The following is a 15726-nucleotide window of genomic DNA, read 5'->3' on the forward strand; positions in this document are numbered from 1 at the left end:
CCTGTCTGGTGTTGTTCTTCGGGTGCGGCTCTGCCCTCGTCTTTTGCGCAGTTCCCCGCGCCCCTTTGGGGCGCGTCCGGCTGGTTCTTCGGGTCGGTGCCGGTCGGGATTCTCCGTCCTCGCTCCAACGCGCTCGGTAACACGTCCAGTGGTCCGACTGAAGAGCGTCGGAGTCTGCGGGGAGAGATTCCCGCCCACCCCCTTCGGCAGCAGCGCGACTGCGCGAGGAGAGGGGTGCCCCTTCAGGTTCAGGGGCGCGGGGAACTGCGCAACCTACGAGCGACCTGTGCGGGGACAAGTGGGTTCAGCACAGGGAACCTCCGGGGTGTGACGGCGGAAGTGATCTGTAACGTCCGGGGTCCCCCAAGCGTGCTTATGGCAGGAAGGACGGACCGACCCAGGTCAGAACGGGGGGACGATGGCGACGATCACCACCGCATCGGAGGATTTCGACGCGTTCTACAGCGCCACCGCCAAGCGCCTGGTCGCGACGGTGTACGCGACGACAGGCGATCTTGCGGAGGCGGAGGACGCGGTACAGGAAGCGTTCGTGAGGGCATGGCAGCGCTGGCCCAAACTCACTCGGGAGGGTGACCCCCTCCCCTGGGTGCGCCGCGTGGCCCTGCGCCTCGCGATCAGCACCTGGCGCCGGACGAAGGGCAGGATGCGCGCCCACTTCCGGCACGGCCCGCAGCGGGACGTACCGGAGCTGTCCGCGGACCGGGTCGCACTGATGGCGGCTTTGCGGCAGCTGACCCCGGACCAGCGCCAGGTGGTGGTCCTGCACCATCTGCTGGACCTGCCGGTGGAGCAGGTCGCCCGGGAGACGGGCGCGTCGAACGGCGCGGTGCGGACCCGGCTGAGCCGGGCCCGCAAGGTGCTCGGCGAGCGCCTCACGGAGAACGACAAGGCATTTCGCGGCGAACTGAGTGGCAAAGGGGCGATCCGATGAACGAGGTCGAGGAACTGCTGGACGACACGGTGACGCTGATGCCGAGCGGGGCCGAGCTGAGGGCGAGGGCCGCCCGCCGCCGGGGGCGCCGCCTGGCGGGCGCCGGAGCGGCGGTGGCGGTGGCCGCCGGGGTCATCGCCTGGTCCGTCGTACCGGAGAGCGGCCCCGGAGAGTCCCGTCCGGCGAGCTCGCCCAGCGTGATATCGACGGACGGCCGGCCTTCGACCCCGTACCGCGTGGACGACGACGTCATGCTGCTGGAGCCGGATGTCCTGCCGGACGCCGACCGCGCCCAGTGGAAGACCCGTGCGGGCATGTGGACATCGCCGGATAACATCACGGAGCTGTCCCTCGATCTGAGGTGCCGGGGCGCGGACAGCGGCCCGGGCATCGACCGCGGCAACCACGGGTACAGCTCGGAGCACGTGGGCAAGGGCGGCGCCACCGCCATGCAGCGGTACGCGGAGTTCGAGGACCCGGCTGACGCCAGGGCGGACTTCACCAGAATCCAGAAGGCCCTGACGGCCTGCGGCCTGACGAAGGCGGGCTCGGGTGAGGCGGCGGGCTACAAGGGCCGGTCCGCGTCCGACGGCTACACAGGCGTGGACGCCAAGGGCCGCAAGGTGAACGTCATGCTCGAACACGCCACCAACTGGATCTACCTCGCAGAAACCCGCCCCCCCACCCCCAAGTGACCAGTGGACAGACCCGAAGCCGACGATCGCCCCGAAGCGGGCACCCCAATGGAGCGCGGGGAACCGCGCGAAAGCGAGAACCGTCCCGCACCCGAAGAACCACGGGCCGGGGCACCTCCCAGGGGCGCGGGGAACTGCGCAAAAGACGAGGGCGCACCCGCACCCGAAGAGCAACGGATCGGGGCACCTCCCAGGGGCGCGGGGAACTGCGCACCCCACGAGCGACGGCACAGGGACGAGTACGTCCAGCACAGGAAACCCAGGGGCGCGGGGAACCGCGCAAAAGACGAGGGCGCACCCGCACCCGAAGAGCAACGGATCGGGGCAGCATCCAGGGGCGCGGGGAACTGCGCACCCACCGAGCGACGGCACAGGGACAAGTGCGCCCAGCACAGGAAACCCAGGGGGCGCGAGCAAAGGCGACCCGCACAGGGACAAGCGCGTCCAGCACAGGAAACCTGGGCAGCGCGAGCGAAGGCGACATGCACCCACCCGGGTGGGCTGAATATGCGCAATGCGGAGAGTGAGGCGATATTTGGGCCTAAGTGAAGAGAGCGAACCGAGGAGGCACCGCATGCGTGGAGTCACGCGCGCTACCCGCGCCGCCAGGGCCACCGCGGCCACCGCCGTGGCCCTCGCGGCGACGGCGACGGCCTGCGGGGGCGGCGGCAGCAGTGGCGGCGGCGGCGACGGCTCCGGGGTCGTGAGTTCCTCCTGGGGGGACCCGCAGAACCCGTTGGAACCCGCCAACACCAACGAAGTGCAGGGCGGCAAGGTCCTCGACATGATCTTCCGCGGCCTCAAGCGCTACAACGCCGACACGGGCGCCGCCGAGGACATGCTCGCGGAGAAGATCGAGACGTCGGACTCGCAGAACTTCAAGATCACGGTGAAGGGCGGCTGGAAGTTCAGCAACGGCGAGGCGGTCACCGCGCACTCCTTCGTCAACGCCTGGAACTACGGGGCGAGCCTGAAGAACAACCAGAAGAACGCGTACTTCTTCGGGTACATCGACGGCTACGACAAGGTCCACCCGGACTCCGGCAGCCAGAGCGCCGACACCCTCTCCGGGCTGAAGGTCGAGAGCGATCTGACGTTCACGGTGAAGCTGAACCAGAAGTTCTCCACGTTCCCCGACACCCTCGGGTACGCCGCGTTCGCCCCGCTGCCGCAGACGTTCTTCGACGACCGGCAGGCGTGGCTCGCCAAGCCCGTCGGCAACGGCCCGTACGCCGTCGACTCGTACAACAGGGGCTCCCAGATGTCGCTGCGGGCCTGGGCCGACTACCCGGGCTCCGACAAGGCGCAGAACGGCGGGATCGACCTCAAGGTCTACACCGACAACAACACCGCGTACACCGATCTGATCGCCGGCAACCTCGATCTGGTCGACGACATCCCGGCGGCCCAGCTGGGGAACGTCAAGGCGGACCTCGGCGACCGCTACATCAACACCCCCGCCGGGATCATCCAGACCCTCGCCTTCCCGTTCTACGACAAGGCGTGGTCGGACGAGAAGGTCCTGAAGGTCCGCCAGGGGCTGTCCCGGGGGATCGACCGCAAGCAGATCACCGACACGATCTTCCACCAGACCCGCACCCCCGCCACCGACTGGACCTCCCCGGTGCTCGGCGAGGACGGCGGCTTCAAGGGAGGGCTGTGCGGTGACTCCTGCGACTACGACCCGGACGCGGCCAAGAAGCTGATCGACGAGGGCGGCGGTCTGCCCGGCGGACAGGTGAAGATCTCGTACAACGCCGACACCGGCTCCCACAAGGAGTGGGTGGACGCCGTCTGCAACTCCATCAACAACGCGCTCGGCAACAGCGAGGCGTGTGTCGGCAACCCGATCGGCACCTTCGCGGACTTCCGCAGCCAGATCACCCAGTCCAAGATGTCCGGCCCGTTCCGCGCGGGCTGGCAGATGGACTATCCGCTCATCCAGAACTTCCTCCAGCCGCTCTACTACACCAACGCCTCCTCCAACGACGGCAAGTGGTCCGATCCGGACTTCGACAAGCTGGTCGACCAAGCCAACGCCGAGACCGACCAGGCCAAGGCCGTGGGGCTGTTCCAGCAGGCGGAGGAGGTCGTCCGGGACAACATGGCGGCCATCCCGCTCTGGTACCAGAACGGCAGCGCGGGCTACTCGGAGCGGATCTCGAACGTCGCGCTGAACCAGTTCAGCGTGCCCGTCTACAACGAGATCAAGGTCGGCTGACGCCGACGCGGCGGCCCGTCCACCGGCCCCGGCACCCGCCTCGCGCGCGGGGCCGGGCCCCGGTCCTCCCCCCGGCGAACCACGACCCCCGGAGCGGTACATGGGACGGTATGTGATCCGGCGTCTGCTCCAGATGATCCCCGTCTTCATCGGCGCGACCCTGCTGATCTTCCTGATGGTGAACGTGATGGGCGACCCCATCGCGGGTCTGTGCGGACAGCGGGCCTGCGACGCGTCGACCGCCGCCCAACTGGAGAAGGAGTTCGGCCTCGACAAACCGGTGTGGCAGCAATACCTGACCTATATGGGCAATGTCTTCACCGGTGACTTCGGCACCGCCTTCAACGGCCAGCCGGTCACCGAGCTGATGGCGTCCGCGTTCCCGGTGACCATCCGGCTGACCCTCGTCGCGATCTTCTTCGAGATCGTCATCGGCATCACCCTCGGGGTGATCACCGGGATGCGCCGGGGCGCCCCCGTCGACACCGGGGTCCTCGTGCTCACCCTGGTCGTGATCTCGGTGCCCACCTTCGTCACCGGACTGCTGCTGCAACTGCTCCTCGGCGTCGAGTGGGGCTGGATCCGGCCGTCCGTCTCACCGGGCGCCCCGCTGGACGAGCTGATCGTGCCCGGTCTCGTCCTCGCCTCGGTCTCCCTCGCGTACGTCACCCGGCTGACCCGGACCTCCATCGCGGAGAACCGGCGCGCCGACTACGTCCGTACCGCCGTCGCCAAGGGGCTGCCCCGGCGCCGCGTCGTCGGCCGGCATCTGCTGCGCAACTCGCTCATCCCGGTGATCACCTTCATCGGCACCGACATCGGGGCACTGATGGGCGGCGCCATCGTCACCGAGCGCATCTTCAACATCCACGGCGTCGGCTACCAGCTCTACCAGGGCATCCTCCGGCAGAACACCCAGACCGTCGTCGGCTTCGTGACCGTGCTGGTGCTGGTCTTCCTGGTGGCGAACCTGCTCGTCGACCTGCTCTACGCCGTACTCGACCCGAGGATCCGCTATGCCTGAGCAACTGCCCGACGACGGCGCGATCGCCTCGACCGGCGCGGGCGGGGCCATGGATCTCGCCACCGCCGAGGGCGCGAGCCTGGAGCGCGTCCCCGGCGGGCCCGAGGGCACCGGACCCGAGCACAAGGCACGCTCCCTGTGGTCCGACGCCTGGCACGATCTGCGCCGCAACCCGGTCTTCCTGCTCTCCGCCTTCGTCATCCTCTTCCTGGTCTTCATCTCCCTGTGGCCCGGCGCCATCACCACCGGCAGCCCCCTCGACTGCAATCTCGCCGACGCCCAGAAGGGCTCCGAACCCGGCCACCCCTTCGGCTTCAACGGCCAGGGCTGCGATGTGTACACCCGTACCGTGTACGGGGCCCGGACCTCCGTCACCGTCGGTGTCTGCGCCACGCTCGGGGTCGCGTTGCTCGGCTCCCTCTTCGGCGGGCTCGCCGGATTCTTCGGCGGCACCTGGGACGCGCTGCTGTCCCGGCTCACCGATGTGTTCTTCGCGATCCCCGTCGTCCTCGGCGGACTCGTCCTGCTGTCGGTGGTCACCAGCAACACCGTCTGGCCCGTCATCGGCTTCATGATCCTGCTCGGCTGGCCCCAGATCTCCCGGATCGCCCGCGGCTCGGTCATCACCGCCAAACAGAACGACTACGTCCAGGCCGCCCGCGCGCTCGGCGCGTCCAGCTCCCGCATGCTGCTGCGCCACATCACGCCCAACGCCGTCGCCCCGGTCATCGTCGTCGCGACGATCGCCCTCGGTACGTACATCTCGCTGGAGGCCACGCTGTCCTACCTCGGTGTCGGTCTGAAACCGCCGACCGTCTCCTGGGGCATCGACATCTCCTCGGCGTCCCCCTACATCCGCAACGCCCCGCACGCGCTGCTGTGGCCCGCCGGAGCGCTGGCCGTCACCGTGCTCGCGTTCATCATGCTCGGCGACGCCGTACGCGACGCCCTCGACCCCAAGCTGCGCTGAGGAGGCGGCCGAGATGCTGCTCGACGTACGCGAACTACAGGTGGAGTTCCGGACCAGGGACGGTGTCGCCAAGGCCGTCAACGGCGTGTCGTACTCCCTCGACGCCGGGGAGACCCTGGCCGTGCTCGGCGAGTCCGGTTCCGGCAAGTCGGTGACCGCGCAGGCGATCATGGGCATCCTCGACATCCCGCCCGGCCGGATCACCGGCGGCGAGATCCTCTTCAAGGGCCGCGATCTGCTCACCCTCAAGGAGGACGCCCGGCGGAAGGTCCGGGGCGCCGAGATGGCGATGATCTTCCAGGACGCCCTGTCGTCCCTGAACCCCGTCCTCACCGTCGGCGACCAGCTCGGCGAGATGTTCCGCGTCCACCGGGGCGCGTCCCGCAAGGCCGCCCGCGCCCAGGCCGTCGAGCTGATGGAACGGGTACGCATCCCCGCCGCCGCCGAACGCGTCGGCCAGTACCCGCACCAGTTCTCCGGCGGTATGCGCCAGCGCATCATGATCGCGATGGCGCTCGCCCTGGAACCGGACCTGATCATCGCGGACGAACCCACCACCGCCCTGGACGTCACCGTCCAGGCCCAGGTCATGGAACTGCTCGCGGACCTCCAGCGGGAACTGAACATGGGTCTGATCCTCATCACCCATGACCTCGGTGTCGTCGCGGACGTCGCCGACCGGATCGCGGTGATGTACGCGGGCCGGATCGTGGAGACCGCCCCCGTCCACGACATCTACAAGGCGCCCGCCCACCCCTACACCAAGGGCCTGCTCGAATCGATCCCGCGCCTCGACCAGAAGGGCCAGGAGCTCTTCGCCATCAAGGGCCTGCCGCCGAACCTCATGCACATCCCGTCGGGCTGCGCCTTCCATCCCCGCTGCCCGATGGCCCAGGACATCTGCCGCACCGACGAGCCTCCGCTCGCCGAGGTCTCCGCCGAACGCCGCAGCGCGTGCCACTTCTGGAGGGAGACGCTCCGTGGCTGACCCCACCGCCCCGCCCGGTCTGCCCGTCGACGAACGGCTGGACGCGCCCGTCGCCCCCGGCGAGCCGATCCTGGAGGTCCGCGGGCTGGTCAAGCACTATCCGCTGACCCAGGGCATCCTCTTCAAGAAGCAGGTCGGCGCGGTCAAGGCCGTCGACGGTGTCGACTTCGATCTGCACCAGGGCGAGACACTGGGGATCGTGGGGGAGTCCGGCTGCGGCAAGTCGACCGTCGCGAAGATGCTCGTCCATCTGGAACGCCCCACGGCCGGAGTGATCAAGTACAAGGGCGAGGACATCACCCGCTTGTCGGGGCGCGCGCTGAAGGCGGTGCGCCGCAACATCCAGATGGTGTTCCAGGACCCGTACACCTCGCTGAACCCCCGGATGACCGTCGGGGACATCATCGGTGAGCCGTACGACATCCACCCCGAGGTGGCCCCGAAGGGCGACCGGCGCCGCAAGGTACGGGAACTGCTCGATGTGGTGGGGCTCAACCCGGAGTACATCAACCGGTACCCGCACCAGTTCTCCGGCGGTCAGCGCCAGCGCATCGGTATCGCCCGCGGCCTCGCGCTGCGACCGGAGATCATCGTCGCCGACGAACCGGTCTCCGCGCTCGACGTGTCCGTGCAGGCGCAGGTCATCAATCTGATGGCGCGGCTCCAGGACGAGTTCGACCTCTCGTACCTCTTCATCGCGCACGATCTGTCGATCGTCCGGCACATCTCCGACCGGGTCGGGGTGATGTACCTGGGCCGCATCGTGGAACTCGGCACCGATCTGGAGATCTACGACCACCCCACGCACCCGTACACCCAGGCGCTGCTGTCCGCGGTGCCGGTCCCCGACCCCGAGGCGCGCGAGCACCGCGAGCGCGTCATCCTCACCGGGGACGTGCCCTCACCGGCGAACCCGCCGTCCGGCTGCCGCTTCCGCACCCGCTGCTGGAAGGCCCAGGAGCGCTGTGCGCTGGAGGTGCCGCTGCTCGCGGTCCCCGCCGAGTTCCGCTACGCCGGGGGACTGGCGGCGCACGCGTCGGCCTGCCACTTCGCGGAGGAGAAGCGGGTGGTCCCCCCGGACCCGGACAGCGACCCGGCATCCGACCCGGCATCCGGCCCCCCGGACGGCCCTCCGCCGGACACCCCTCCGGACACCCCTCCGGACGGCCCCCCGGACGGCGCGCCCCCCGACAGCCCCCCGGACGGCGCACCTCCTGACCGCACACCCCCCGACGGCCCCCGGCCGCCCCATGTCTGACCCGTGCCGACCGCCCGTCGTCCGCCGTCCGCCGCGTCACCCGTACGAGAACCCCGTTAACGCCCCGGCAATCCGCTCGCCACGGCGTCGATATACGGACCCGTCAGGCTGACGCACGCACGGCCGTGCGGGTGCCGTGGACCGGCCGGGGCGCGCCATGTCGCCCCGGCCGGTGATCCGTTCACGGCCCGTACCGCCGGACGGTCCGGCTAGTCCAGACCGAGCGACCGGCGCAGGAAGTCCACCTGGAGCAGCAGCAGGTTTTCGGCCACCTCTTCCTGTGCGGCCATATGGGTGACCCCGGACAGCGGCAGCACCTCGTGGGGCCGGCCCGCGGCGAGCAGCGCCGACGACAGCCGCAGACTGTGCCCGAAGACGACGTTGTCGTCGGCCAGTCCGTGCACGATCATCAGCGGCCGGTGCTGCGCGGCGGGCGCGGCCAGGCCGTCGTCGGTGACCAGGGAGTTCGCCGCGTACACGGCCGGGTGCTCGGCGGGGTCCCCGAGATACCGCTCGGTGTAGTGGGTGTCGTACAGCCGCCAGTCCGTGACGGGGGCGCCGGCGACCGCCGCGTGGAACACATCCGGCCGCCGCAGCACGGCGAGCGCCGCGAGATAGCCGCCGTACGACCAGCCCCGGATCGCCACCCGGGACAGGTCCAGCGGGAAACGTCCGGCGAGCCCCTGCAAGGCGTCGATCTGGTCGTCCAGGGTGACCGTCAGGTCCTGGTGGATCGCCTTCTCCCAGCCGGGGGAGCGGTGCGGGGTGCCGCGTCCGTCGGCGATGACGACGGCGAAGCCCTGGTCCGCGTACCACTGGGAGGTCAGATAGGCGTTGTGCGCCGCGTGCACCCGGGCGGCGTGCGGGCCGCCGTACGGGTCGAGCAGGACGGGCAGCGGTTCACCGTCCACGGGGTGGCCGGAGGGGAGCAGGACGGCGCACGGAATCCGGCGTGTGCCCCCCTCCGTGAGCGTCACGCGCGGGGTGAGATCCGGCCGTTCGGCGTACGACGTCACCTCCGCCACGGGCTTGTCGTCCCGCCACACCCGTGTCCGTGCGCCGGGGGTGTGCGGCACCGCCGAGATCAGTACGGTCACCTCGCCGGTGCGGGTCGCCCCGTGCACCCCCGGCTCCTGCGAGAGGCGCTCCACGCCCAGCTCGCCGACCCGGTACACATGGACCTCGCCGGTCTCCGGGTCGGCCGCCTCGGCGCCCGCGGAGGCCGACACCAGGACGTCGTCGGCGGACACGTCGAGCACGGCGCGTACGTGCAACTGCGCTCCGGTCAGCGGCCGGTCGCCCACCGCCAGGACCCGGGCGCCGCCCTCGTCGGTGATCCGCACCAGCCGTCCGTCCGGTGTCCAGCACGGGACTCCGGGGAAAAGATCCAGCCAGGGCTCCGCGTCCTCCGCGTGCACCATCCGGGTCGAACCGCTGTCCGGGTCCACCGCGAGGTACACCTGCGACCGCTGGTCCCTCGCCTGGACGAGCAGCAGCGGGGGCCCGGCCGCCGACCAGTGCACCCGCGCCAGGTACGGATAGCGCTCGCGGTCGTGGACCACCTCGGTGCGGGAGCCGTCGAGCCCCAGCGCGAACAGCCGCACCTCGGCGTTCGGGGAGCCCGCCAGGGGATAGGCGATCTGCTCCGGCGCGCGGTCGGGGTGCGCCGGGTCGGTGATCCACCACCGGCGCACCGGGGCGTCGTCGGCGCGGGCCACCAGCAGCCGGTCGGAGCCGGGCGCCCACCAGAAGCCGCGGGAGCGCTCCATCTCCTCGGCGGCGATGAACTCGGCGAGCCCGTAGGTCACGGTCGCTGCCTCGGGTGCGGCCAGCGCCCTGTCGTCGGGCCCCTCGCCGGTGCCGTCGTCCGCCGCGACCCGCACCACCCGCAGGGCGCCGTCGCTCACATAGGCGACATGACGCCCGTCCGGGGACGGCCGGGGATCGATCACCGGTCCCGGAACGGCGAGTTCACGTACCGCGCCGGTACGCGGCTCCGCCACGAACAGCCGTCCGGAGAGTGTGAAAGCCGCCAACTCCGCGGCGTCGTCCGTCGCGTACCCGACGATGCCCGCGCCGCCCTCCCGCAGCCGCTCACGACGGGCCCGTTCGGCGGGGGACAGCCGCTCCGTACCGCCCGCGAGCAGCTGCGACGGGTCCGCGACGACGCGTTCGGCGCCCGTCGCCAGGTCCAGCACCCAGAGGAGATTCGCCCGATCGGTACCGGAACGCGACCGGAGAAAAATGACGCGTTCCCCATCAGGGGACACCCTGAACGTGCGGGGAGCACCCAGAGTGAAGCGCTGAGTACGGGCATACTGACGCGGGAACGACAGGGGCTCGGAAGTCATTGTCCGAGCGTAGGGCGCATGCGCCCCCCTGTGCTGCTGTGAGCCGACCTTGTGCGATCCATACGATCACGCGGAAAGTTATGATCCGTGACGCAAGGTGGGTATCAACAACCTGCTGGCGTCCGAAGTTTCGAACCGTGACGGTCTTTTGGGAGGTGAACCGCCGTGGCACTCTCGATTTCGGCGGTGGTGCTGCTGGCGATCATCGTCTTCATCCTGATCAAGAAATCGGGACTGAAGGGCGGTCACGCCGTCATCTGCATGCTGCTCGGCTTCTATCTGGCGAGCTCCTCGATCGCGCCCACGATCACCGAGGTCACCTCGAACGTGGCGGGCATGATCGGCGACATCGACTTCTGACCGCCGCCCCGCCGCGCCCGCCCAGGCGCGTGGGGCCCGCCCCTGACCGGGGCGCGAGGAACAGCGCGTACCCCCCCCCGGCCGCCCGCGTCCGGGGTACCGGGACGTTCTCCGGCGAAGATCCGCCTCGGAATCGTAGGCTGTCCACATGATGGAACTGCCCGCGCGGCGCCTGCTCCTCGTGCACGCGCACCCCGACGACGAGTCGATCACCAACGGGGCCACCATGGCCAAGTACGCGGCCGAAGGCGCCCGCGTGACCCTGGTCACCTGCACCCTGGGCGAGGAGGGCGAGGTCATCCCGCCCGGTCTGGGGCGGCTGACCGCCGACCGGGAGGACGTCCTGGGCGCCCACCGGGCCGGCGAGCTGGCGGCCGCCATGCAGGCCCTCGGCGTCCATGATCATCGTTATCTCGGGGGCGCCGGCCGCTATCGCGACTCCGGTATGACCGGCCTGCCCCAGAACCGCCGCGAGGGCTCCTTCTGGAGCGCCGACCTGGACGAGGCCGCCGCCCATCTGGTCGAGATCATCCGCGAGGTCCGCCCGCAGGTCCTGGTCACCTACGACCCCGACGGCGGCTACGGCCACCCCGACCACGTCAAGGCGCACCGGGTCGCCGTCCGTGCCGCCGACCTCGCGGGTGAACGCGCGTACCGCCGTGACCTCGGTGAACCGCACACCATCGAGAAGATCTACTGGAACCGCGTCCCGAGGTCGGTCGCCGAGGACGGCTTCGCCCGGCTCGACGCGGCCCTGCCCGGTCTGCCGTTCCCCCGGGCCGCCGAGGTCGGGGACGTCCCGGGGGTCGCCGCCGACGAGACGGTCACCACCGTCATCGACGGCAGCGCCTACGCGACCCGCAAGGCCGACGCGATGCGCGCCCATGTCACCCAGGTCGTGGTCGAGGGCCCCTGGTTCGCGCTCTCCAACCAGCTGGCGCAGCCGCTGTTCGCCACCGAGTACTACGAGTTGGCGCGCGGCACCGCCGCGGGCGCCCCCGAGACGGATCTGTTCGCCGGGATCACCGGCGCGTCCCCCGCCCCGCCCGCCGCCCGCAACGGCCACACGGACGGGCGGCCCGCGGGCACGTCCGGCACGCCCGGCGGCCGGAGCCAGGTCCGATGAGCGGCGACCGGCCGGGCGCCGCGGCCGGCGGCGGTCCCGCCCCGGGCGGCTTCCTGCTCCAGGGCCCGCCGCCCCCGGCCCGGATCGCCGCCTACGCGGTGCTCTTCGCCCTGGGCCTGGTGATCGGCGTGGCGGGCTCACTCGTCCAAGGCGGGCTGTTCCCGGGCGGGTTGCTGCTCGCGCTCGCCGGCACGGCCGGACTGTTCCTCGGCGGCTCGTTCCTCACCCGCACCCGCGGCGGAGCGGTCGCCCCCGCCGCCGGCTGGCTCGTCATGGTCGTCCTGCTGACCTCCAGCCGCCCGGAAGGCGACTTCCTCTTCGCCACCGGGGTCGGCTCGTACGTGTATCTTCTCGGCGGGATCGCGGTCGCTGTGATGTCCGCCACCCTCGGCGCGAGGGTGCAACCGGGTGGCGTTCCCTCCCGACTTGGGAAGTGACGTACCACTTCGCCGTAGCACGACGGCCCGGGAACGGTACGGGTTTCACCCAGTGCCGCAGTTCGCGGGCCGCCCGCGGCCAGTATGGTGGTGCGCGCCGCCGAGCTTCCCCAACCTCCGGCCGGGGAAACCCCAGAGCGAGGTCGAGTCGGGCGGTGGAGCCAACCGGGAGATCCTGCCTTGAGTCGTGAAACTGACAGTTCGTCCTCCGGGCCCCAGGGGCGCGGCGGAGCCGCGTACCCCTCGGGTACGCCGCCGTACGGCACACCCACCGAGGGTGGTGCCGCAGCGGTCGGAGCGGACAACGAGCGCCAGAGTGTCGACGCTCCCGCAGAGGACCGCAAGACCGAGACGACCCTGACCACCCGGGTCCGGATCAACATCCCCGGTTCCCGGCCGATTCCGCCGGTCGTGATGCGGACCCCCGTGTCCGACATCAACGCCGGACCCGCCGCCGAACCGGACACCGGAGCCACCCGGCTGCCCGGCGCCCCGGCCCCCGGGACCCCGGGCCCCGCCGCACCGCCCGGACCGGGCGCACCCGGCGAGCCCGGACGCCCGGACAAGACGAGCGAGTGGTTCGCGCCCCGCAAGTCCGGCGCGCCACGCGGCGGTCCGGGCACCCCCGAGCAGAACGGCACCGGCGAGCACGGCGGTTCACCCGCCGCGCTCCCGGCGGCCCCCGCCCAGCGCACCCCGCCGCCCGCAGCCGCGCGGCCCGGGGCCCGGGGCCCCGCCACCGGCGGCGGCAACCTCGGCGGGCTGCCCGTCGGCGGCCCGCAGTCGCAGGGCGGTGACCTGCCGTACTTCACCCCCGGCCCGCCCGAAGCGGGACCCGAGGCCACCGGCGAACTCCCCCGGACCCCCGGCGCCGCCGCGCCCAGGATGAGCGACGACACCGCGATCCTCACCCCGCAGCAGCTCGCCCCGCTCCAGCCGGGCGCCCCCGGCGGCCCCCTCGACGGCGCCCCCGGCGGACCCGGTGAGAACGTCTCCGGACACACCCTCACCAGCGGGATCCCCGTGGTGCCCGCCGCGCGGGACGACGCGTTCCCGGCCGGCCCGGCAGCGGACGGCACCGGCCCGCGGACCCAGCCGCGGACACCGGAGCCCCCGGCGGGCGGCGGCGCCAAGCCTGCCGCGCCCCGCCCGAAGAAGAAGGGCCGCAGCAAGCTCGTCATGCTCTGCGTCCTGCTCGTCGTCGCGGCCGGGGGGACCTACGGCGCCGGGCTGCTCCTCAACCACTCAGACGTCCCCAAGGGCACCACCGTCCTCGGGGTCGACATCGGCGGCGGCACCCGTGACGAGGCCGTCAAGAAGCTCGAAGCGGCGCTCGGCGAGCGGATCGCCAAGCCGCTCCAGCTCTCCGTCGACGGCGAGAACGTCCCGCTGCGCCCCGACCAGTCGGGCCTCACCCTCGACACCGCCGCCACGGTGGCCTCCGCCGCGGGCAGCGACTACCACCCGGTCTCCGTCGTGACCTCGCTGTTCGGGGAGGAGCGGGTGGTGTCCCCGGAGATGCCCGTCGACACGGAGAAGCTCCAGGTCCAGCTGGAACGCGCCGCCGGGGCGGGCACCGGGGCGGGTGACGGCACGATCCGCTTCGAGCCGGGCAAGGCCGTCGCGGTCTACGGCAAGCCGGGCAAGGGCATCGACGTGAAGAGCTCCCTCCCGGCCGTCGAGGAGGCGTACCGCACCCAGGTCCGCACGGGCCGGTCCACCCCGGTGCGGCTCGCGGTCACCGACCGGGAGCCCACGATCAGCAAGGCCGAGGTCGACCGGATGATGAAGGACTTCGCCCGGCCCGCGATGTCCGGTCTGGTGAAGATCACGGCGGGCGGCCAGGGCATCCCCTTCGGCCCCGACCTCTCGCTGCCGAAGATCATCGGCGTGAAGGCGGTGGACGGCAAGCTCGTCGACACCTACGACCTGAAGGCCCTTGAGGAGCTGTACGGCAGCACCTTCGACGGAGTCCTGATCACCCGGGGCACGGGCGACAAGACCCCCGTCACCCCCCAGGACGTGGCCGTCGCCCTCAAGCAGGCCCTCCGCGCCACGGGGACGGAACGCACCGTCGACATCCCCCTGAACCCGTCCTGACCCGGACACCCCGCACATCCCGCACATCCGCGTCCGCCCCCGGCCCTCCGCCGGGGGCGGACCCGGTTCCAGCCGCGAACGGCCCGGACGGGCGGGGACGGGCGGTGGGTGGTGCGTGGGTGGTGCGTGGCCTGGCCGCCTGCGGACCAGCCGCGCGCGGGCTGGTCACCTGCCGGACCAGCCGCGCGGGCCGGTCACCGATGGACGAGCCCGCGCGGGCCGGACGGACACCCGCCGGACGAGGCGCCAGGGCCCGCCGGACGAGCCACCCGCCCCGGCCACCGTCGGGTTCCCGCCCGCCCTCGGGCTCCCCGCTCAGTTCAGCAGCGCCCGCGCGGCGAGGGCCTGCGCCAGCAGCTCCCGGGCCGCGTCCGGGTCGACCGCCGCGACCACCTCCGCGTACGCCTCCAGCTCCGCCGCGCCGCCGGGGAAATCGCCCCGCCGCACCAGCAGCTGGGCCCGCTCGTAGCGCAGCCGCGCCGGATGCGAGGGCAGCGTCAGCGCCAGCTCGACCGCCCACAGCGACACGTCCGACCGCTCGGGCCTTTCCCGCGCCCACACGCGGATGTTGTCGAGGACGCGGGTGACGATCTCCAGCGGATCGGCGGGCCGCAGCGCCGAGGGATCGAGCGGAGCCCCCGTCGCACCCCTGACCAGCGCCTCGGCGTCATCCCCGGTCAGCAGCCGCCCGCCGTCGAACGGATCAGCGAGCACCTGCTCCCCGGGCGGCCCGAACCCGACCACGAAGTGCCCCGGCAGCGCCACCCCGTACACCGGCGCCCCGGCCCGGCGGGCGACCTCCAGCCACACCACGGACAGCAGGATCGGCAGCCCGCGCCGCCGCTCCAGCACCTCCGGCAGCAGTGACGACGTGAGCCGCCGGTAGTCCTCCGGGGCGCCCCGGTACCCGTACCGCCCGCCGAGGAGTTCCCCGACGGCCACGGCCCACTCCCGCGCGCCGCCGGGCCGGTAGGGGAGCTCGCCCGCCAGCCGGTCGAGTTCCGCGTGCGCCGCGTCCAGATCGGCCGCGGTCCGCGCCGGATCGGCCTCGGCCCCGATGAGCAGGCACATCGTCGCCAGATCCGGGCGTTCGGCCCTGGCCTCCTCGGCGAACCTCCGCCGCCACTCGCTCTCCCGCACGTCCGTCGTCCGTCCCTCTCTCGTCCTGCCCCCGCCTGTCCCCCGCCCCCGCACGGACCTCCCGGCGGCCCGTGGCCGTCCCCTGGGGGCCTGGGGCTCCCGGT

The 15726-nt window shown here is 71.8% G+C and carries 13 protein-coding genes; 11 read left to right on the plus strand and 2 right to left on the minus strand.

Features of this window, described 5'->3' with window-relative positions:
* Window positions 1–418: 418 nt before the first annotated feature.
* From AB852_RS07065 to AB852_RS07095, 7 genes are all read left to right on the plus strand, one after another.
* Entirely contained in the window at window positions 419–952 is a 534-nt protein-coding gene (locus tag AB852_RS07065; protein WP_073784592.1) for a SigE family RNA polymerase sigma factor, read from the plus strand.
* Window positions 949–1647: a hypothetical protein gene (locus AB852_RS07070; protein ID WP_073784594.1), complete on the plus strand. Its 699-nt coding sequence runs from the start codon at window positions 949–951 to the stop codon at window positions 1645–1647. The genes AB852_RS07065 and AB852_RS07070 overlap by 4 nt, the downstream gene beginning before the upstream one ends.
* 574 nt (window positions 1648–2221) lie before the next feature.
* Window positions 2222–3868: a peptide ABC transporter substrate-binding protein gene (locus AB852_RS07075; protein WP_073784596.1), complete on the plus strand. Its 1647-nt coding sequence runs from the start codon at window positions 2222–2224 to the stop codon at window positions 3866–3868.
* Window positions 3869–3968: 100 nt separating this feature from the next.
* Complete coding sequence (locus AB852_RS07080) at window positions 3969–4892, plus strand: ABC transporter permease (RefSeq protein ID WP_073784598.1); 924 nt, start codon at window positions 3969–3971, stop codon at window positions 4890–4892.
* Entirely contained in the window at window positions 4885–5862 is a 978-nt protein-coding gene (locus AB852_RS07085) for an ABC transporter permease (protein ID WP_073784600.1), read from the plus strand. Before AB852_RS07080 ends, AB852_RS07085 begins: the two co-directional genes overlap by 8 nt.
* Window positions 5863–5875: 13 nt before the next feature.
* Window positions 5876–6850, plus strand: coding sequence for an ABC transporter ATP-binding protein (locus AB852_RS07090; RefSeq protein ID WP_073784602.1), 975 nt, complete (start codon window positions 5876–5878; stop codon window positions 6848–6850).
* Window positions 6851–6869: 19 nt separating this feature from the next.
* On the plus strand, window positions 6870–8108 hold the full coding sequence (locus AB852_RS07095; RefSeq protein ID WP_079184418.1) for an ABC transporter ATP-binding protein: 1239 nt from the start codon (window positions 6870–6872) through the stop codon (window positions 8106–8108).
* Between the two features lie 209 nt (window positions 8109–8317).
* Here the strand turns inward: AB852_RS07095 and AB852_RS07100 are convergent, their stop codons facing one another.
* Window positions 8318–10459 carry a S9 family peptidase gene (locus tag AB852_RS07100; protein WP_073784604.1) on the minus strand — a complete coding sequence of 714 codons (2142 nt, stop codon included), beginning with the start codon at window positions 10457–10459 and terminating at the stop codon, window positions 8318–8320.
* Between the two features lie 165 nt (window positions 10460–10624).
* Between AB852_RS07100 and AB852_RS07105 the strand changes: the two genes are divergently transcribed.
* The 4 genes from AB852_RS07105 (at window position 10625) to AB852_RS38430 (ending at window position 14482) form a co-directional block, all read left to right on the plus strand.
* The gene (locus tag AB852_RS07105; protein ID WP_073784606.1) at window positions 10625–10819 is read left to right on the plus strand and encodes a hypothetical protein; all 195 of its coding nucleotides are present in this window, start codon (window positions 10625–10627) and stop codon (window positions 10817–10819) included.
* Between the two features lie 148 nt (window positions 10820–10967).
* Window positions 10968–11945 (plus strand): N-acetyl-1-D-myo-inositol-2-amino-2-deoxy-alpha-D-glucopyranoside deacetylase, encoded by a 978-nt coding sequence (mshB, locus tag AB852_RS07110; protein ID WP_073784608.1) that lies wholly within the window; start codon window positions 10968–10970, stop codon window positions 11943–11945.
* Window positions 11942–12382 (plus strand): DUF6113 family protein, encoded by a 441-nt coding sequence (locus AB852_RS07115; RefSeq protein WP_245876630.1) that lies wholly within the window; start codon window positions 11942–11944, stop codon window positions 12380–12382. Before mshB ends, AB852_RS07115 begins: the two co-directional genes overlap by 4 nt.
* A 180-nt stretch (window positions 12383–12562) precedes the next feature.
* Window positions 12563–14482, plus strand: a complete 1920-nt coding sequence (locus tag AB852_RS38430) for a hypothetical protein (protein ID WP_073784610.1) — start codon at window positions 12563–12565, stop codon at window positions 14480–14482.
* A 315-nt stretch (window positions 14483–14797) separates the two neighbouring features.
* On the opposite strand, the gene AB852_RS07125 is transcribed toward AB852_RS38430, so the two are convergent.
* Window positions 14798–15622, minus strand: a complete 825-nt coding sequence (locus tag AB852_RS07125; RefSeq protein ID WP_073784612.1) for a transglutaminase family protein — start codon at window positions 15620–15622, stop codon at window positions 14798–14800.
* Window positions 15623–15726 lie beyond the last annotated feature (104 nt).

Origin of the sequence: Streptomyces uncialis (assembly GCF_001905345.1) — a bacterium.
GTDB classification, from domain to species: domain Bacteria; phylum Actinomycetota; class Actinomycetes; order Streptomycetales; family Streptomycetaceae; genus Streptomyces; species Streptomyces uncialis.